General features: G+C 47.6%; 14 protein-coding genes. 3 read left to right on the forward strand and 11 right to left on the reverse strand.

Translation table 11 applies throughout. From position 1 onward, the window contains the following. Nucleotides 1-411: 411 nt before the first annotated feature. Both HQN90_RS23400 and HQN90_RS23405 read right to left on the reverse strand, forming a co-directional pair. On the reverse strand, nucleotides 412-1,473 hold the full coding sequence (locus tag HQN90_RS23400) for an LLM class flavin-dependent oxidoreductase (protein WP_173223162.1): 1,062 nt from the start codon (nucleotides 1,471-1,473) through the stop codon (nucleotides 412-414). A gap of 15 nt (nucleotides 1,474-1,488) precedes the next feature. Continuing rightward, the gene (locus HQN90_RS23405; RefSeq protein ID WP_173223164.1) at nucleotides 1,489-2,679 is read right to left on the reverse strand and encodes an MFS transporter; all 1,191 of its coding nucleotides are present in this window, start codon (nucleotides 2,677-2,679) and stop codon (nucleotides 1,489-1,491) included. 290 nt (nucleotides 2,680-2,969) lie between these two features. On the opposite strand from HQN90_RS23405, the gene HQN90_RS23410 reads away from it, so the two are divergent. Further along, a complete protein-coding gene (locus HQN90_RS23410; RefSeq protein ID WP_173223167.1) occupies nucleotides 2,970-3,551 on the forward strand; it encodes a TetR/AcrR family transcriptional regulator in 582 nt (193 codons plus the stop codon). Between the two features lie 191 nt (nucleotides 3,552-3,742). On the opposite strand, the gene HQN90_RS23415 is transcribed toward HQN90_RS23410, so the two are convergent. The 4 genes from HQN90_RS23415 to HQN90_RS23430 form a co-directional block, all read right to left on the reverse strand. Then, nucleotides 3,743-4,393 (reverse strand): class I SAM-dependent methyltransferase, encoded by a 651-nt coding sequence (locus HQN90_RS23415; protein WP_173223169.1) that lies wholly within the window; start codon nucleotides 4,391-4,393, stop codon nucleotides 3,743-3,745. 72 nt (nucleotides 4,394-4,465) lie between these two features. Beyond that, nucleotides 4,466-5,929: an MDR family MFS transporter gene (locus tag HQN90_RS23420; RefSeq protein ID WP_420851076.1), complete on the reverse strand. Its 1,464-nt coding sequence runs from the start codon at nucleotides 5,927-5,929 to the stop codon at nucleotides 4,466-4,468. Next, complete coding sequence (locus HQN90_RS23425; protein WP_173223270.1) at nucleotides 5,922-6,848, reverse strand: NAD(P)/FAD-dependent oxidoreductase; 927 nt, start codon at nucleotides 6,846-6,848, stop codon at nucleotides 5,922-5,924. The genes HQN90_RS23420 and HQN90_RS23425 overlap by 8 nt, the downstream gene beginning before the upstream one ends. 57 nt (nucleotides 6,849-6,905) lie before the next feature. Then, the gene (locus HQN90_RS23430) at nucleotides 6,906-7,391 is read right to left on the reverse strand and encodes an RrF2 family transcriptional regulator (protein ID WP_173223173.1); all 486 of its coding nucleotides are present in this window, start codon (nucleotides 7,389-7,391) and stop codon (nucleotides 6,906-6,908) included. Nucleotides 7,392-7,815: 424 nt separating this feature from the next. Between HQN90_RS23430 and HQN90_RS23435 the strand changes: the two genes are divergently transcribed. After that, nucleotides 7,816-9,534: an alpha-keto acid decarboxylase family protein gene (locus HQN90_RS23435; protein WP_173223175.1), complete on the forward strand. Its 1,719-nt coding sequence runs from the start codon at nucleotides 7,816-7,818 to the stop codon at nucleotides 9,532-9,534. Between the two features lie 591 nt (nucleotides 9,535-10,125). Here HQN90_RS23435 and HQN90_RS23440 read toward each other — a convergent pair. Then, nucleotides 10,126-11,616, reverse strand: coding sequence for a DHA2 family efflux MFS transporter permease subunit (locus HQN90_RS23440; protein ID WP_173223177.1), 1,491 nt, complete (start codon nucleotides 11,614-11,616; stop codon nucleotides 10,126-10,128). A gap of 235 nt (nucleotides 11,617-11,851) precedes the next feature. On the opposite strand from HQN90_RS23440, the gene HQN90_RS23445 reads away from it, so the two are divergent. Beyond that, nucleotides 11,852-12,430 (forward strand): TetR/AcrR family transcriptional regulator, encoded by a 579-nt coding sequence (locus tag HQN90_RS23445; RefSeq protein ID WP_173223179.1) that lies wholly within the window; start codon nucleotides 11,852-11,854, stop codon nucleotides 12,428-12,430. Nucleotides 12,431-12,500: 70 nt separating this feature from the next. On the opposite strand, the gene HQN90_RS23450 is transcribed toward HQN90_RS23445, so the two are convergent. The 4 genes from HQN90_RS23450 to HQN90_RS23465 all read right to left on the reverse strand — a co-directional run bounded on the left by HQN90_RS23450 (nucleotide 12,501) and on the right by HQN90_RS23465 (nucleotide 19,652). After that, the gene (locus tag HQN90_RS23450) at nucleotides 12,501-14,741 is read right to left on the reverse strand and encodes a glycoside hydrolase family 88/105 protein (RefSeq protein ID WP_173223182.1); all 2,241 of its coding nucleotides are present in this window, start codon (nucleotides 14,739-14,741) and stop codon (nucleotides 12,501-12,503) included. Nucleotides 14,742-14,753: 12 nt separating this feature from the next. Beyond that, nucleotides 14,754-16,022 (reverse strand): FG-GAP-like repeat-containing protein, encoded by a 1,269-nt coding sequence (locus tag HQN90_RS23455; protein ID WP_173223184.1) that lies wholly within the window; start codon nucleotides 16,020-16,022, stop codon nucleotides 14,754-14,756. Nucleotides 16,023-16,228: 206 nt separating this feature from the next. Next, entirely contained in the window at nucleotides 16,229-17,029 is an 801-nt protein-coding gene (locus HQN90_RS23460) for a polysaccharide deacetylase family protein (protein WP_173223186.1), read from the reverse strand. A gap of 46 nt (nucleotides 17,030-17,075) precedes the next feature. Further along, entirely contained in the window at nucleotides 17,076-19,652 is a 2,577-nt protein-coding gene (locus HQN90_RS23465; RefSeq protein WP_420851077.1) for an exo-rhamnogalacturonan lyase family protein, read from the reverse strand. Nucleotides 19,653-19,722 lie beyond the last annotated feature (70 nt).

The following is a 19,722-nucleotide window of genomic DNA, read 5'->3' on the forward strand; positions in this document are numbered from 1 at the left end:
CATCTTTATCTTTTTCAGCCGTAAATTCAGAAAAAGCCTCAAAAGCCTGCACAATTGCAGGAATTTAATAGTTCTGGCTATTCCAAGAGCAAAAAAGATGCATAATTGCAGGTTTAGAGAAAGAAACTGGAGCTAGAGTCAGAGAAAGTAGGAGGCTAATCAAGAGATTATCAGGACCCGTAACAGCTATGTGAAATAGATCCGGACGCCATATTCATACGCATGAAAGAAGATCACACGCAGAACGGGCATAACAGCAGTTTATGTCAGGTTACAATGTACAATCCGAGCTGCCGGTAATGGAATAGTAAAAGTAAGTTTGGTATAGGCACGATCGAGCCTCTCCGAATCCCAATCAAAAAGCAAAAAAGCTGTCCCTCAAGTAGGTTTATCTACTTATGAGACAGTCCCTTATCTTCCTTTTTCCGTCTCGGCTTCCCACTTGGTTATTTCCTCCCGAACACGGGGCGCTACCTCCGTTCCTAGCAGTTCAATGGCTCTCATCACTTGAGCATGCGGCATCGTGCTTAACGGAACATACAGCATAAAGCGTGTAACCCCTACGTTTTTGCGAAGGTGAATGATCTTCTGAGCAACCGTATCGGGATCGCCGACATACAGGGCTCCTTCAAAACTGCGCGCAGCATCGTAGCTTGAACGATCATAATGCGCCCAGCCCCGCTCTTTGCCTAATCTATTCATACCGGCCATGGTAGAAGGAAAAAATGTATCTGCAGCGCGTTCAGTATTCTCTCCAACAAATCCTATCGAGTGCGCCCCAACCTTAAGCCGCGATTCATCATGACCAGCGTGCGCAGCCGCTTTCTTATATAGCTGCACGAGCGGTGCAAAATCCGTCGGTTTTCCACCAATTATCGCCAACATCAGCGGCAGTCCTAACAGACCTGCACGGATAGCAGACTCCTGTCTGCCCCCGCTGCCAACCCATATCGGTAAAGGATTTTGAACGGGCCGTGGATACACGCCCAAATTGTTAATCGCTGGCCGATGCCCGCCTTTCCAGGTTACTTTTTCCGACTCTCGTATTTTAAGGAGCAATTCCAAATGTTCTTCAAACAGCTCATCATAGTCATTCAAGTCATAGCCAAACAGTGGAAAAGATTCAATAAAGGAACCCCGACCCGCTATAATCTCCGCACGTCCATTTGAAATACCATCGAGCGTAGCAAAATCCTGAAAAACGCGCACTGGATCAGCTGAAGAAAGCACCGTCACTGCACTGGTCAGTCGAATCCGTTTCGTCTGTGATGCAGCCGCAGACAGCACAAGTGCTGGTGAAGATGCTGCATAGTCCTTCCGATGATGCTCACCTATGCCAAACACATCAAGTCCCACTTGATCAGCAAGCACAATTTCCTCGACAACTTCACGCAATCGCTGTGCGTGACTCATCACTTCACCAGTCTGAATATCCGGCTTTGTTTCTACAAACGAAGTAATACCTATTTCCATGGCCATCTCTCCTATTCAAATTTTAATAACTGCGCGGTTGGTCATAGCCCAAAACAGAAGAGCTAAAGCACTAACGGAAGCCCCGAGCAAACATACTCCGTTCCAGCCATAGTGTGCATAGATATGGGTCGAAGCGATGGAACCGGAAGCACTTCCTATAGAATAGAAAACCATGTACCCGGCAGCTAGCCGACTGCGCGCCTCCGTACCTAATGAGAAGATCATACTTTGATTAGTGACATGCACGGCCTGAACTGCCAAATCTAGAAGAACAATTCCAATGACCAATGCGAGCAACGACTGTTCCGTACGGCTGATCAGCAACCATGATATCAATAATAAGATCAAAGCTATGCCCGTCGTCCTCTGTCCGTAACCTCGATCGGCTAGCTTGCCCGCTCTTGCTGCAGCTAACGCTCCGACAACTCCCACGAGACCAAACGCTCCAATTGCAGTGTGTGAAAGAGATAATGGCGGCGCGCTAAGAGGGAGTACCAATGGCGTCCACAAAATGCTGAAAGCAGCAAAAATAAGCAGAGCCAGAACAGCTCGGATGCGTAATAACCGTTCTTTTACGAGCAGCATAAGCACCGACCTAAGCAACTGGGGATAGGACAGCGACGTTCCCTTACGCTCAACATTCGGCATCACCCTAAATAACGCACAAACCATAAGAAACATCAACGCGGCGGAGACCAAATATACGGAACGCCACCCCGCAAAATCTGTTAATATTCCTGAAATGGATCGAGCAAGAAGGATGCCAATCACAATTCCGCTCGTTATCCTGCCAACGACACGTCCACGTTCAGCAGGTGCAGCCATCGTCGCCGCGAACGCCACAAAAGTCTGAGCCACAACGGAAAGTAGTCCCACTAATGCCATACCTGCGAATAATACCGTGCTGGATGATGCAGTGCCAACAATAACCAAAGCGATCATGGCTAAGAGCATCTGACCGATTATCAGCCGGCGCTGGTTCAGTAAATCTCCAAGCGGCACAAGCATTAACAGCCCTACTGCATAAAAGATCTGAGTAATGGTAATGAGAATGCCAATGGATGAATGCTCAATACCGAACTCACTCGACAGATTATCGAGTATTGGCTGTGCGAAGTAGATATTGGCAACAGACATCCCGCAGGCAACCGCAAACAATAGGGTCACATAGCGAGTCATAGAAGAACTAACTTTAACCTCCTCCATTTTGTACACACCTTACCTCTCTTAAATTTTGACATCGATTATTTATCGTACCGATCGGTACAAATAATGCCTGGTAAATATAACGTATAGAAACGTTTGATGTCAATGATAAAAATAAATACAATGAGTTGAATCTTCAGAAACCATCCTTCCTAGTTAGAATGAGCTAGAATTATATTTGACAATACAAACGGTAAACTATATAATTTATCATACTTATCGGTACGTTAAAATCAAGGCATTTACATCTGATCGGAATTTAAAATGAATAGTTACGAGAGGTATTGCTTATGGGACGAACCCGCGAATTTGACGAAGAAAAAGTATTAGATGCAGCTATGCAACTATTTTGGGAGAAGGGGTATGAGGCAACTTCATTAAGCGATTTAACATCCAGAATGGGAATTCAGAAACCAAGTATTTACTCAGCTTTTGGAGACAAAAAAGAATTGTTCGAAGCCGCGCTGCGCAAATATATGATGTCCCGGGCTTCACATGTCCGAACCAAATTGCAAAAAAATCCATCTGTAAAAGAAGCATTTCGCGCTTTTTTTGAAGGAGTGATCGCTGAGGAATATACGGAGAATCGCAGTCGAGGATGCTTTTGCATCAATACGATGGTCGAACTTGCGCCTCATGATGAAAAATTTGAAATTCTTACAAGGGAACATCAAATGTATCTATCGGTCATCTTTCAAGAAGCCATTGAACGAGGTATACAATCAGGAGAGCTTGCAATCGGTGTGAATGCGAAGGCTTTATCACAGGCGCTAATCGTTTCGTTAATTGGACTAACCGTAATCATGAAATCTCGTCCAGAGCGATCGTTTGTTGATAATTCGTTAGAGGTGACACTCACATTGCTTAAGTAAGAGGAATAGTGACAGAGGAGCTATGCTATTCGAACATACGAGAGAAGAATTAGTGATATGATTTCAAGTGGTCCAGGTGTCGAGCGCTTCTTTATCAATAGGCGTTATTGCAATACTGCTCGTAGCTTAATTCAATGAGCAGGCCACCGCAGCGCCTGCTCATCCATCTGTATGACTCAATCGTTCTGCGTTTAATCATGTATAGAGTGGACCCATGCTTCTTTCTTACATTTTACAATTATAAATGGTACGGGTGGTTTATTTTTCATGTCCTTACTTGGCTCGTCAATTTCTGAAAACTCTACCAGTCCATATTTTTCAAATTCTTGTGTTATGGAGTCAGAATCATAAAAAAACAATTTCACGCCTTCCATCATCTCGAAATAGTCTTTATCCAATTGTTTGCCCTTTCCAAACATTGGGGCTTTTTTTGAAACAGCTGTAAAAATCATATATCCATTAGGCTTTAACTGATTATAGCAATCTTTAATAAACTTCTCTCTCTCACGATTATTCAATAAGTGAATAAGTGCATAGCAAAATATACCGTCATAGAGTTTGTTTTCAAAAGGCATATCCGTTACTGAACCATGAAAAATACGAATATCAATCCCGTTTTGCCTCGCCAAATCAATCGCTGTTTGTGAAATCTCAATACCCGTTACTTTTATTCCATTGTCAATAAAAACCTTTGCATTTCTGCCATATCCAATACCCGGCACCAGGATATCCTTAACATTCCTTTCAAGGAAAAAGTCCTTTGTCACGATTGCGGAGTCTGTTGGTGCATATCCCCACATCCATTGTTTCTCTATAAAACTTGATTCCCAGAATTCCGTCATTTCTTTATCTCCTTTATGGGGTCCCGCCAAATCGAGAGTGTTCAGTTGCATGCTGACGGACGACTATCTTCATCATGCCGCCCCTTCATTTTCTGTTTCCGGCGATTTCGCCTTGCGGAGGAACAACCCGATAACGAGGGCAACGAGCGCGATGACAACGCCGACCCAGAACGCGTTGTTTATGCCGTTTGCAAGCCCTCTGACTATTTCTGCTGGAGACTGCGGGTCGCTCGATCCTCTCAAGTAATTTTTCTGTCCACCCGACATGAGACTGATGTACAGGGCAGTGCCGATCGCACCGGCTACCTGCTGCAGCGTGTTCAAGATCGCCGTCCCGTGCGGGTACAGATGGCGCGGCAACTGGTTGAGCCCAGCCGTCTGTGCAGGCATCATCACCAGCGAGACACCGATCATCATCGCGATGTACACGGCGACGAGAAAGCCGGTACCCGTCGTTTCGTCGAACCGAGTTAACAGCCACAACGAGACGACTACAATAACAAGTCCGGGGATGACAAGAATGGGCAGTCCGAATTTATCGAACAGCTTGCCCGAGACCGGAGCCATGATCCCATTCGCAATCCCCCCGGGAAGCAGGATCAAGCCAGACTTGAATGCCGTCAACAACAGCACTCCCTGCATAAACATCGGAAGCAGGATCGCCGACGAGAAAAACGTCATCATAAGCATGAAGAGCAGCACCGCGACAAGCGCGAACATCGGATACCGGAATGCCCGTAAATCCATGACGGGCTCCTTTAGCAGCAGCTGCCGCAAAACGAACAATATCAAAGCGATACCACTTGCCACAATCGTCCAGATCACCTCCGGCTCTGACCAGCCGTGTTCCCCAGCTTTGCTGAACCCATAGACGATTCCACCGAAGCCGATCGTCGAGAGCCCGATGGACAACAGGTCCACTCGCGGTTTCGTGATATCCGACACATTCTTCAGGACGGCGGCTCCGACGATAATGGAGATCAGTGCCAATGGCAACACAAGATAGAACAGCCAGCGCCACGATAGCCCGTCAACGATCAAACCAGAAAGGGTCGGGCCAATCGCCGGCGCGAACATGACGACGAGCCCGAACATCCCCATCGCGACTCCCCGCTTTTCCGGCGGATACATCACCATGATCGTGTTCATCGCAAGCGGCAGCAGTATGCCAGTGCCTATCGCCTGAATAATTCGCCCGACCAGCAGCACGCCGAATTCCAGCGCCACTGCCGAGGTGATCGTGCCGACGAAGAACAAGCTCATCGCCGCCAGAAACATCTGCCTAGTTGTAAACCATTGCTGCAAAACCGCCGTCACTGGAACAAGCACGCCGACGACGAGCATGAAGGCGGTAGCCAGCCACTGAACCGTTGCCGCGGACACTCCGAACGATTTCATCAGTTCGGGGAGAGCATTTCCCATTAACGTCTCGTTTAAAGCGGCAACGAACATTCCAATGATAAGGGCAAACATGATCGAACCCCGCTTGAGGTTTTTCAAGTCGATCGATGTTGACGCCGCGTTTGCCTCAGACATGTTCATTCGGTTTCCTCCAAGCCTCTGCATTCAGTTCATTGTTCATGGCGGCGGCGGCCAATGCGCCCATAGAGGCAGCTGCAATAGCCTGATGCATTCGCGATGCCGCATCTCCGGCGCTATAGACGCCCGGAATGTTCGTTTTGCCCATGTTATCGATAGCAACCGTTCCCATTTCCGTGATGTGGCAACCGATGGCTCGCGGTAAGTCAGATCCTATAACCAAATCTGGCTTGAAAAAGATCCCTCGACATGGAATCGTCGTACCATCTTCAAGAACGACTTGCCTCACGATCCCGTCGCTTGCATCGATGCGCTGAATTGGCGAGTCGAACATAGGTACTTGATGAAGCTGGAGCTCCTCACGCTGAGCATCCGTCAGCTCGTCAGGACCGTTCGTGCAGATCGTAAAGCGGTTCGTCCAACCGGATATCACTGGAGCGAAATGCATGAGTTCTTCCCCTTTGTTAATGATGACAAGCGGCTCGTCTCTTAATTCCCAGCCATCGCAATACGGGCAGACGAATGCGCTTTTCCCATAAACCTCCGCAAGTCCAGGAATGTCCAGTGGCCGATCTCTCATTCCGAGGGCAAATAATAGTTTTTTGCATGTAAAGGTATTTCCAAGCGCAGTCGCGATTTGAAAATGTCCGTCCGTTCCCGCAATCGACACAACTGTATCCGCCACGAAAAACACGGAGGGATAGGCGCTAATCTCTTCCTTCGCAATTTGCCGGAATTCACTTGGGCTTACTCCATCGCGGGTGAGAAATCCGTGAGTCTTGCGTGTCACCGCGTTGCGAGGACGACCTTCATCAATCACTGCTACATTTTTTCGCGCCCTACCCAGCACTAGAGCGGCGTTCAACCCTGCGGGTCCTCCGCCAATAATTACTGCATCAAGTTGTTGATTTTTCATCATTATTATCATCCTCTATAGATCTATGTTATCCATAATTAAAGTGCAAGAAGCATATCACTTCTTGTTTACCTCATGATTGCAGCGCTTGAAAGCTTCATCCATTACCCACTGGATCGTGTGCTCCCGCAAATATTGGTGCAGATGCTGCTCGGCGCCGTCCATCACCTTCTCAACCAAACATCCGATCTTTTTTGGACGTTCATGCTCCTGTGGTACATCGCCAGCTTCCGCTAACAACTGATGCTGCTGCGAATTCGAATTCGAGCATTCGAACAAATGCTGTCTTCCTTCAATTACTTGAATCACATCAAGAAAAGTAATCTCTTCCGCCGGTCGTGCCAGCTCATAACCGCCGTTCACCCCCGGTACCGCCCGTACGATACCATCCTGCCTTAACTTGGACATGATTTTGGATAAATAGCTTTCAGAAACGCCAAGTGTCACAGATAATTCCTTGATTCCAACATTGTTGTGACGATCCGACTGTCCCAAATGAAGTAAAGCGTGTAGAGCGTAATCTGTACTTTTAGAGTACTGCATGGTTTCCTCCTCCCTTCCTAAGACTCTTTTAAATATGGACCCATGATGTCCATGATAAATGATTCAACTTCAATTTGCAATGATTTTTAATCAACTTGTCACGGTTCAATCGAAAATAGAGGCTGGTTTGCTGGCATAAAAAGAATCGGCTCCTTTCATACGGGCAATATGTCGAAATTTTATACTCATTTGTAAAACTCCTTCTATTTCGGATACGCATTATTTCTCTATTGAAACAGTTGTTTCCTTTTAGTTGGCAGCGAGCGCATGTTTGATTTTCTTGATATTGGTGTAAACCTTTGTTGTACGATGGTCAGCGGCACAGAACACTAGCATATAGAAAGTCCTTTCGTGAATAACTCGCTCAATGAAATGGGAATCGTATACCATGGACTGACTTAAATGGAGAGGGAGTGAGCTAGAGATGGGAACCATGACAGAGGTCGGCAGCTCGAACCCGCAGACTGGAACAGCTCAAAAAACACTTGGCCAGTATTTGTTCGATTGCCTGAAGCTGGAGGGCATTACGGAAATTTTTGGCGTTGCCGGCGACTATAATTTCACGCTATTGGATACGCTCGAACGTTATAACGGCATCCGTTTTACTAGTGGACGGAACGAATTGAACTCAGGTTATGCGGCGGATGGCTACGCAAGAATTAAAGGTCTGTCTGCTCTTATTACGACTTTCGGGGTCGGGGAGCTCAGTGCCTGCAATGCGATAGCGGGAGCTAACAGCGAACATGTACCCCTGATTCACATCGTAGGTGCGCCGCCCGAGAAGGATCAAAAGGAACACAAGCTGATGCATCACACGCTAATGAATGGAAATTTTGACGTCTTCCACCAAGTGTATAAGCAGATTACGGCTTATACCGCTGTGCTGACGCCTGAAAACGCCGAGATTGAAATTCCTGCGGCGATACGCATTGCGAAGGAAAAGAAAAAGCCGGTATACCTGGTTGTGGCGGATGATTTAGTGACCAAGCCGATCCTTGCACATAGAGAGTCGGTACCGCTGCTTCCAACGTCCAATCTGAAAACCCTTCAGGCAGCAACGGAACATGTCCGCCAGCTGCTGGAGCGGGCCCATCGGCCGGTCATTCTGGTTGATGTCAAAACAATGCGTTTCGGCCTCGAGAAAGCGGTTCGACATTTGGCCGACGCCTTGAACATACCTGTTGCGACAATGATGTTCGGAAAGGGCGCATTCGACGAAACCCATCCGAATTATATCGGGATGTATGGAGGCTCTTTCGGAAGTTCTGAGGTCCAAACCAAGGTAGAAACTGCCGATTGTGTCATTGCGATAGGCATGGTATTGGCGGACAATAACACCGCGAACTTCACTGCGAAGCTGAACCCACTGGTGACAGTCGATATTCAACCGGACATGGTCAAGATCGCAGAAGCGGAATACCCAAATGTGTTGGCGGTCGACATGCTGCTTGCGGTGCAGAAGGTTGGGTACAAAGGCCAAGGTTTGGCAGGAAAAGCGACATTCCCTTACGACCAAATAACTGGCGGTACGGATGAGCTATTAACTGCTGCTATTTATTATCCTCGTTTTCAGCAGATGCTGAAAGAGGGGGATATTGTGATCGCTGAGACCGGCACGTTTTACAATGGGATGGCACAAGTGAGACTGCCGCGCAATGTAACGTATATTGCTCAAGGAGGCTGGGAGGCCATCGGTTATGCGACCCCCTCTGCATATGGTGCCAGTATCGCAGCGCCGGATCGACGCGTGTTGTTATTTACAGGTGACGGCTCGTTGCAGTTGACAGCCCAAGAGATCAGCTCCATGCTCTATTATGGATGCAAGCCCATTATCTTCGTCTTGAACAACGATGGGTATACGATCGAGAAATATTTAAATGTCAAAACAGAGAATCAGCTATATAACAAAATTCCGCGCTGGTCATACACCAAGCTGGCCGAGGCTTTTGGAGGCGATGCGTTTTCCGTGACTGTCCGAACCTCTGGCGAGCTTGACCAAGCCATAGCCCAAGCTGATAAGGAACGAGCCGGGAGACTCTGTATCATTGAAATGATCGCCGCGGATCCTATGGACGCACCGGAGAATATGCGCCGGATGCGCAACTATTTGGAGATGCAAGAGAAGCAGCGAAGCCAGAATTAGAAGCAGCGGGAATCTCCAACGCTTTCACCAACCGGAACAGCGGCGGATGCCCTAGTCGCGGGTATCAGATTATTAAATCAGTTATTTTAGCAGCTTCTACGCCAATCAGAGTCCTGATTTTCCATAAGCCTATGCATAGCGCAAGAGAACCTGCAAAAGTGCAGGAATTTCCCGGTGAATTCGGTTCTAAAGTGGAAATGCCTGCAATTGTGCAGGCATTTTCATCTTTTCCAGCCTCTGATCCAAAAAAAACCTGAAAAACCTGCACAAACGCAGGAATTTCATCCTTGAGACTACTCCAAGAGCAAAAAAGATGCACAATTGCAGGTTTATAAAAAGCAACTGGAGCTTGAGCGGGACTGCATCAAGGATAACCCTGCTACCAACTATATTTTCCAGAAAACTGCCGAATTTCAATAAAAAGGAACTGTCTCAAGCAGATTTACCTACTTATGGGACAGCTCCTTCTTTGCAATCTTCCTTCCACTACTTAATCACTTTTACAATCATCGTATCGCTGGATTTGGCCATAATTCTGGCTTGTAAATAACGCTCGATAAGCTATGGGTACTTTCTATCTATCTTCTCCGTCTAAGTTGCATTAACCGGTTTCTTAGCTACATTGACTTTCGGTTCCTCTTCTGCCTGACCTACACGTTTAATGAAGAAGGAAAGCACCAAGCCAACAACGCCGATGCCAATAATAACAAGATAAGAATCATTAATTCCCTGAATAGACGCTTCTTTGATAAGTTCCTTGGAAGCAGTCGCTGTTTGGCTTGCCGTCATCAGGTCCACGAGATGAGATTTGGTTCTGGTCGTCATAACCGTAACCAGTAGTGCCGTGCCTACGCCGCCTGCCACTTGTTTGATGGTATTGGAAATTGCGGTACCATGCGCATTCAGCCTTGAAGGCAATTGATTGAGGCCCGCCGTGGTGATTGGCATCAAGAATAGCGCCATCCCGAAGCGGCGTCCTGTGGACATTAGCACTAAATACGTATAACTGGTAGAATCCGTCAAATTGATGAACCCCAGTGTGGTTACGATTGTTATAGCCATACCAACAATGGACAACCACTTCGCTCCAAACTTATCAAACAGCTTGCCAGCCACTGGCATCATGATGCCCATGAGCAGCGCCCCAGGGAGCATAAGAATACCGGACTCCAACGCGGTATATCCGCGAGCATTTTGCAAATATAGCGGAAGCAGCATCATATCCGCATACATGACCATCGTAACTGCAATGTTGATTAACGTTGTCAGGGTAAACATATTGTACTTGAAAGCTCTGAGATCAAGCAGCGGGCTTTCGATAACTAGTTGACGCCATGTAAACAAAATTAATGCGACTACACCTACGATAATAGATACGATTACTTCCGCGCTTGACCAGCCTTTGCCACCAGCACTGCTGAAGCCGTAAAGAAGGAAACCGAATCCGATTGTTGAAAGAACGGCGCCCCATGCATCAATTTTGGGATATTGACGTTCAGAGACATTTTTCAAATAAATAAAAGCAACGGCAATAACAATGACAACAAAAGGAATGATGCCATAGAAAAGGGTACGCCATGAATAATGCTCCAAAATATAGCCAGCAACAGCAGGTCCAACAGCAGGGGCAAAAATGATAGCCAACCCAACCATCCCCATAGCTGCTCCACGCTTATCAGGCGGATAGATCGTCAGAATGACATTCATGAGAAGCGGCATTAATATTCCAGCTCCAGCTGCTTGAATTAAACGGCCAGTCAATAACAATTCAAAGCCTGGCGCCACGGCTGAAACAATGGTTCCAATGAGGAAAATAAGCATAGATGCTTGGAAAAGCTCACGCGTCGTAAAGCGTTGCATCAGGAACGCTGTGATCGGAATTAAGACACCGTTAACTAGCATATAACCCGTGGTCAGCCACTGGCCAGTCGAAGCGGTAATATCAAATTCGACCATGAGCTTCGGTAAGGCAACACTCATAATCGTCTGATTCAGAACGGCAATGAATGCTCCCAAAATCATAACAAACAACAAAGGACCTTTCTTAATGGAACTGCTATCAAATACTACGCTTTTACTCATTTCACTCACTTATTCCTTTCAAATCAATTTCAATCTAATAGACAATGTGTTGTATAATAAACTTAATGTAAATAGTATTATAGTCATCTATCCTAATGTTCACAAGTAACAGCTTTTTTATAAATGTTTATTAGATGACAGTTTCTACGGATATGTAGTCTATCTCACACATAATCTACAAATCTTGAGGAAGTTGTCGCAAATCCTATTTAAGGAAGAAGGAAGTGATTGCTCAATGTCAACAAAATCACAACGGATAGACCCGCGTGTACTTCGTACGCGTCAATTGATTCGGGATGCATTCATAGAGTTACTTCAGGAGCTGGAACTGGAGAAAATAACCGTGAATCGCATCGCGGAGCGAGCGACGATTAATCGTGTCACCTTCTATCTTCATTATCGAGATATTTCAGATATGATCGAACAATTGGCTGATGATATGATTAACGAAATCCACGCCATCTTGAAAGAGGCTCCGGACCCGCCCGATTTTAACATTGAAATCCTCATTAAAATGCTTGAGCATATCGAGGGAAATTCGAAGTTTTATAAGGTTCTGCTCGCTTCCAAACGTATTCCCGTATTTACGGAACGACTCATGAAGCTGATCGCTGATTTTATGTCCAGTCGAATAAACAAGCTAGAGGAATCCTTAACTTTGAACGTTCAAAAAGATATCGCGATCTGGTACGGCTCCTCCGCCATCATTGGTACGATTGTTTTCTGGCTTCGCAATGATTTACCTTATAAGCCGGTTTTTTTGGCTGCACAGCTTTCAGAATTGCTCCATATCCCAGAGTCCCCATCTCGTTAAATCCAATCAAGAATAGTCCACAAACAAAAAAAGAGCTTCCGTGAGGCAAGCTCTTTCACCATCGTTTTATTTACATACCATCAAAATCCCTCGATTTCACCGCCAAATCATTTCCACATGATTCTCCGTTTCCCTGCCCGCTCAAATGCTTTTTCACCTTAATAAGCTCTATACCCGCAAGCAGCACAATGCCAATTCCGTGTGTATCATTAAGCTGCCAGCTTAACTGGTCTTTATAGTAATAGGAATTAAAGGAGTAGCCCGAACCGCGGCAAACGCCGTATACATTTCCATTTTTATCAATGCATGACCGGGTCAAGCCTTCCCAGCCCTTCAACACCGCTTCTACATACGTTTCCGAATCCTCTAACCAACCAAATCGAATACCGCGGGCGAAGGCATATATGAACATGGACGTGCAGGATGCTTCTTCATAAGACGCTGGGTCCGTCAGAACCTGGTGCCATAGACCATGAGTACCCTGCAATTGCCGGTAGCCCTCACACAGCTCGCAGAAAAACTTCAGTAGCTCTGGACGATGTTCATGTTTCTCTGGCATCACAGCAAGCAGTTCTGTCAATGAAAACAGCACCCAGCCATTTCCTCTTCCCCATGGAACGCTATTCCCTTTTTGAAATTTAAAATCGTAAACATGGTGCATAATTTTAAGCTCTGGAATAAAAAGTAGTTGTTTATAGAGGAGAAATTGCATCGCCGCATCATTCAAATAGCTGCTTTCTCCCGTAAGTTCATAGTACTTGCTAAGAAAAGGCGTACTCATATACAAATCGTCACACCATACCGTGTCTTTCATAAAATCAGTCGTTCCTCGCATTCTGTACAAGGCTCCATCCGCTAATCGGCTCTGCTCCATCGTGATGTATTGAGCAATCCGAGTGGCCGCCGAGCTGACGCCAATCAGCTGCCTCGCTTTATTGGCCTCCAGCATAGCTGCTCCGAAGGAGCCGCAATCGTCTAAACTGTCGATTAGCGCCAGTTGATGATTCATCCCCGGAGAACCGTACTGCTTTCGATCCCACAGGCTATAGGCATGGAATGAGGTGCATAACTCGATATGATCCATGGCATAGCTCGTGAAATAGGAATTCTCAAGCTGCAATCCCGTCTTCAAAATACCATAAAGCGTCACGCCTAACGGATAGTTCCACTTGCCATAGATCGCATTCTCTAAATAAGGCCGCACCCACGCTGCAGGTAAATCCACACGCCAGAAAGTTTGCTCTAGGTCTGTTCCTATTAATGTGTCCATACGTATAATCTCAGATGCCTGTGGCGCACTTTCTACTAGGAATGTCCCTGCATATAGCCAATGATCGGACATGCCTTCTACCTGGCAAGGCTTGCTCAACTTTACATTTACGTATTTATTTTCTGTGGCCAGCTCCATCGTAAATCCCCATGCCGGATTCACACATGCTGAGCGAATAACGATATCGTGCGTCCCGAAAGCAATCGGCAAAGCAAGAACAAACGAACCTGCCTTTTGTCTCTCCTCATGAACCAGTTTGCCGTCAAGATAGATCGTCAGAGGGCCGTTATGCGCAACGTTCCAGTGAACAGATTGCTCGTTCGGGCTTCTGCTCTCCAGCTTTGTCCAAGCATATGCGATGCTTTCAGGTTGATGTCCGAAGATTCGAGCGAAACATCCCAGGCTCATCTCCTCTGGCGACCACACCGCCTTTGGGTGCCACTGGCCGAAAAGTGCATCGGTTTCCTCACCAGGCAGGAGGCTCCAAACGACAGCTTGAGGCTCGCTGTACACCCAGCCCTCCTGACCTTGGCGCTCCGACGTTGGGGCTAGAATGTGCATAGGGAACCCCTTCACGCTTCCAGTTCCGAATTGGCCTCCGCAGCCTGTCTCTGTTTTCACGAATTCAAGAAGGATGTGATTCCAGCCTTTGTGAAGCTTGGAGCGGAAATGTTGGATGCGTTCGGGGAATACATCATCATTAAGGTTCGATGCAAATTGCAGCGATTGGTTAAGAAACACGCGTACGGGGCTGAAACAGCTCACACTAAACGGAAGTTCGGCTTCCACGTCGCTCCATAGCTTTCCCCATACGTAGACATATTGCCCGTTCTCAAGCTCCGGCCATCTATGGACCAAGTTCATTTCATACCTGTAATCTTCGCCGCGCCTGAAGCCATTCGTCGCATGTATGCGATAAATAGGCCGATGCTTCGGATGAGAGCCGATGAATCGTCCTGCAACGGCTGCCAATATCTCTTCCTCATGATCGACTTTGCCTGCTATAGATTCGTTTTTGTGGAAATATGGATAATCTTTCATAGCTTCCTCCATTTACAACATAATCTCCCCGCCAGGATACAGCGTTGAGCTGGACAAGCGTTTGGGCTGAGGCAGAGGGCTGCCTGCAATTTTTGCTTTCAGATCCATAGGCTGGCTAGCATAAATGGCGGCAGTTTCATCATTGTAAATGATCACTTGCTCCGTCTCGCCGCCGATTAAAGCGGCATGCACGGCATAGCCCTCGGTTGGAAATTCAACAACGGCATTCATATGACCGTCATATAACGTTGGGAATACACCGCCTCCGCGGCGATAAGCGAGAATATAATCCGCGGAATCCTTCTCCCAATCCCGAAGAGTCTCAATAATGGTCAGCCAACCGTCTGTGGCGCGGTCTTCTTTCCAAAGCTCTTTCCCGTCGCTTTCCAGTAGGAAAAGCGCATCCTTGCCTTTCAAGCCTTTGCCATCATCCTCGCGGATAAGGCGATCCAAGCCAGCAATTTGCAAGCCCGGCAAATCGCTCCGAAACCTCCCTAACGCGATATGCTGTGACTCTATGGAGCCTTCATAACGCCACAGCTCCTTCCCCCAGCGATCATACATAACGGTGACGCTGCCGCCGATAACAAGCTCCGGCTCGCCATCCCCATTCACATCGCCGATCCAAATGCAATCGGCATGATCATCCAGATCATGACAGCTCCATAACCGGCTTCCATCGTGATCAAGCAGATCGTATCCAGCCATGACTTCATCGAACCCGTCTCCATCCAAATCATACACCCAAGGAAAATGCCCTGGATTTCCTTCATGGGTCCATAGCAGATTGAACTTACGGTCAAGCGCCCACATCTTGTGATAGCGGTCCTTGAGAATGATATCGCTTGCCGAGCTTCCTCCTGTCAGATTAGCCACGATGATACAGTCATGGGCGTGGGGACTGGGCAGAACATGAGCCGCTTTCACTTGTCCATTCCGTCCATCCAGAATTAAAAACCGATCATCCATGATGCACACAACCTCCAGCAGGCCGTCCCCGTCAATGTCGACGATTTGGGCTGGATAGTCAGAGCCTGGACCACCCGCTTCCGAGCTTGGCTCGCCTGTCTGCCAGAGCAGATTTCCTTCCAGATCGAATGCGGTCAGACACTGCACTTGATGTGGAATGTAGCGCACATCCTGTCTATTGTCGGGCTGCACCATAAGCAGCTCCATACGGCCGTCTCCGTTCAGGTCGCCTAGTAACATTTTGCAGCGTTTGCCCGCAGCTTGCGTATCCATTTTTCCTATCAGAAATGGTTCCTTGAGTGTTTGCTTCATTTCCAATCCCTCCAAATCTCAGCTATACGCTAGCCGCCTGAGCATTTACTTTCAGTGACATCGTAATCCAGTTTGAGACTGCGTTCAATCGAACATTTTTGCCCGTTTTGACCAGGGCTTTGCATTTTTTTTCCGACTTGCCACTTTCTTGCGCAAACAACGAAAAAAGAGGAAATGACGATAGCTTGCTTCGTCATTTCCTCTTGTTAGTTCAACTTCTTTTGCTCCCCGCTTTTCACTTCCACCACTTGATCATCTGCGCGCAGCCAAACGCTCAAGGCTGAAGGATTATAAACGAAATCCAAGCCAGCGGAAAATTTAAGCTGCTCGAAAGCTTTTGTATAATCAACAATTTCGATATTTGTCGCATACCAGATATCCGAGTTGCCGCCGGCATACGCGCAAAATTTTTCTATCAAATCCCAGTTGTTATCAGTATCAAATTCATAGCTGTGTCCCCAAACATACATGAGGTATAGATATTGGGTCTTATTCAAATGAACAAATGTTTCTGCCTGTTTCATCAGATCGACATTATGATGACAGGTAGGCTGCCATTCCAGCCAATCATGCGGCATTCCGAAGTGCCCAGTCCCTGAAACAACTCTCGCATACTCAATGCCAAGGCCAGGCAGCAAATCTTTAATCCGGTTGTTGTAGGAGCCATTCGGATAGGACATCCCTCTTACAGTGTATCCCATGATCCGCTCCAGATTTTTACGGTCTTCCATGACCTCATGAATGATTTGTTCGTTCGGACAACGGGCAATAGTAGGATGCGTCAGGGTATGTGCCGAAACCTCATGTCCTTCATAATGCGACAGAATCTCATCTTCGGACAAACGGTCGGGACTATCGAATAATCCTGAATTGATATGGAAAGTCCCCTTGATCCCATTCCGGTTGAAAATATCCACCAGCCTTTTGTCCGCATTCCTTCCGTCATCATAGCTCATCGTCAGAGCTTTATGCCGTCCCCTTGGATAACACATTAATATTTTCGCCAAATTCGATTCCTCCCCTTTTCCAGCCATCTAAATAATACCATTTCATTCATGGCTCTGGAAGAAAATCTGCAATGAATTCCAGTGCAATCATTGTATTCAGCGACCACTGCGCAGCCTCGTTTGTATTTATCCAATCAATTTCCTTGAGCGTATCGATATGGGTAACCAGAGCTGCCTCCTTCTGCAGATCAACAAGGGCGAACGGGTTCGCAAGCAGGATAGACCAACATGTCCGAGCCGTTTCCTCGTCTTTCCTATAATAGGCGCCATATGCCGCGATTGCAGCACTGAGTACAGGATGTTCGAAGTGATTCGTGTTGATACTGCCATTAGTCAGCTTATCTTTGTCTTCCTGCGACAGATTGTAATACACCCCGAACTCGGCCAGCATGTCTTCCCACTCTTGATCCTTCAGCATAGCTGCCAGCTCAAACCATACTTGGGGAGCACCCATGCTAATTGCCAAATGGCGGCCCCAGTTGTCGTCGCCCATTGGGCTCAGAACTCCAGTTTTGGGATCATAGCCATAAGTAGGACCCGAAATCAATCTATACTTGGCTCGTTTGATAGATGCGATCCCCACTAAGATTTTATCTCGATAGGCCGTGTCTTCAAAGCGCTCCCAACGGGTCATCCAGTTAGAGCTAAAGGCTGCCCAGTCTGGGCCTACCCGAACATGCGTCGGATGCTCGTCTTTGGGGAAATAGGCCCTCATCGGATCTATATTCACAGTTGTATAATCCGAATCTCTCACTTCGTTCATCATATCGCCAAGCCGCTCATCGACCGTCAAATAGTAATAGTAACGGTGCAGTCCTGCCATCGCGATCCGAGCTTCTTTGCAGCCGCAGCCCCAATGTACAACATTATGTCTGGATCCTAGCCCAGCATATTCGCCGAAATGATACACATCCACCTCGCTTGTGTGCCTGGTCATTGCCTCTGCCATCCGGAAAATATCCGCTCTGCCGGTGCGGAGAAACTGCGTCCATAACCACATATTCGGCGCCAGCTCCGTATTTTGCCAAGCGCAGCCGCCCAAATCGTAGTTCCATACATGCCTCACAGGGTCATAGCTGTGCATGTAATCACCGTAATCCCAGAAGCCGTACCATTTCCGCTGCTCCGTTTCCTCTTGGTAGAACGTGATGATGCCATCCAGCCGATTTTCCAATTGCTGTTTGATGGCGCTGCTCCGGTCCGGCAAGCTCCAGTAGCCGAAAGCCCTTGACCTGTGATAATAAGCCGGTTCGCAAACCAATAAGGAAGGATTTTGAGATTGTTCCTGCATGCAGCGAAGAAGGTCGTCATCCGGTGTTTCCTTCGTACACCATAAGGTCATTTCACTCGTGTTGGCAATGCCATACGGAGTCGCACGCAGCTCTTCCGCTCCTTCATAGGAGGATTCTACATGCGTTTGTGTATCATAATGACGAAGATCCATCGGACCGCCATCTGGCGACCAGAACCATACCGTGAACGCTGCCTCCGATTCGGCTATGCCATGCACCTCAAAGCCGGAAGGGTGCTTCTGCCAGAAATTGCGCAAGCCCGCAGCCAAGCCACCTCCGTCTCCGCCAACGTAGCCCAAGCCCCCAGCGCGCCGCCCGTCTACAATCTTCACCCAGCTGCATCCTGCTTGGGTTCGCTTCCATAGCCGATAATGCTCGGACGAATCCTGCACCAGCTTAAAGCTGCCCCACGTTGCCGAGTCATCCAGCAACCCAAGAAAATAGGCATCTTCTTGAGCATCGAAGCTAACGGCTTCACCACGCGTCTGGCGCTCAAACAGCTCCCGATATTTCCCCTTTGTCCGCCTTGTATGCAGCGTTTTCGGCGATTCGCTGAAGCAGCCGCGATCTCCCGCAAACCGCACATGCCGATTGTAGTGAGCCCCTCTCATCGGGACGATAAAGCGAATCCCCAGACCTTTCAAGCTATCTTCATGTGGATTGCCATCATAGTGAAACGTATGTACAAGTCGAATGGAGTCCATGCCGGCATAGACATATAAGCGCAGCGAAAAAGGAAGCCATTCACGTGTGCCTTCCATGGCCCGCTGTCTGCCATCCAGCTTGACGACTGCCCGGACTGGTCCTTGCTGTTCAATAACAGCTTGATAGATCCGGCTCTCGAAAGCTTCCTCTCGAATCGTTCTTATCCCGGATACATCGCTGACATCTTCCTTCAAGCAGATTAAATCACCACCGCTGCATATTTCTGCGCCATGACGAGTGATGCTTCTAAGCAGCTGCCCCTGTTTGCCCAGCGTGCATATCACGATGCCTGTATTCAGCGTAATCGTATCGTCGGTTTCAGTGACCACAACGCGATGTTCCGAAGCTGGTCCCTTCCCTTTGTCGACGGAATATCCGTCTGCCGCACCTTGAAGATTTGCCGCCGCATGTGCAGACCATTTGACACTACCGTCGGGCCAGAAGGCTGTTGGCCAGCTTTGCAAAGGTATAGCTTGATTCCCATCCAAGCTGTTCAGCCGCAGGGGTTCCTCACGCTGAAGCTCGCCTTCCCTCCACGGTATCCCCCAAGTTACGCCAACCGGCATAGCTGCTTCTTTCGTTAACCAACGCAAAGCAATTACCGTTTCTGAAGCCAACTGATTCATCTCCTCTCGCAAGATAGTCACATTGTAGAGAGGAATAAGCTTGCCGGCAATGCAACATTTTTGGTTCGCA

The sequence above is a fragment of the Paenibacillus alba genome, from assembly GCF_013204855.1.
Lineage (GTDB): Bacteria > Bacillota > Bacilli > Paenibacillales > NBRC-103111 > Paenibacillus_E > Paenibacillus_E alba.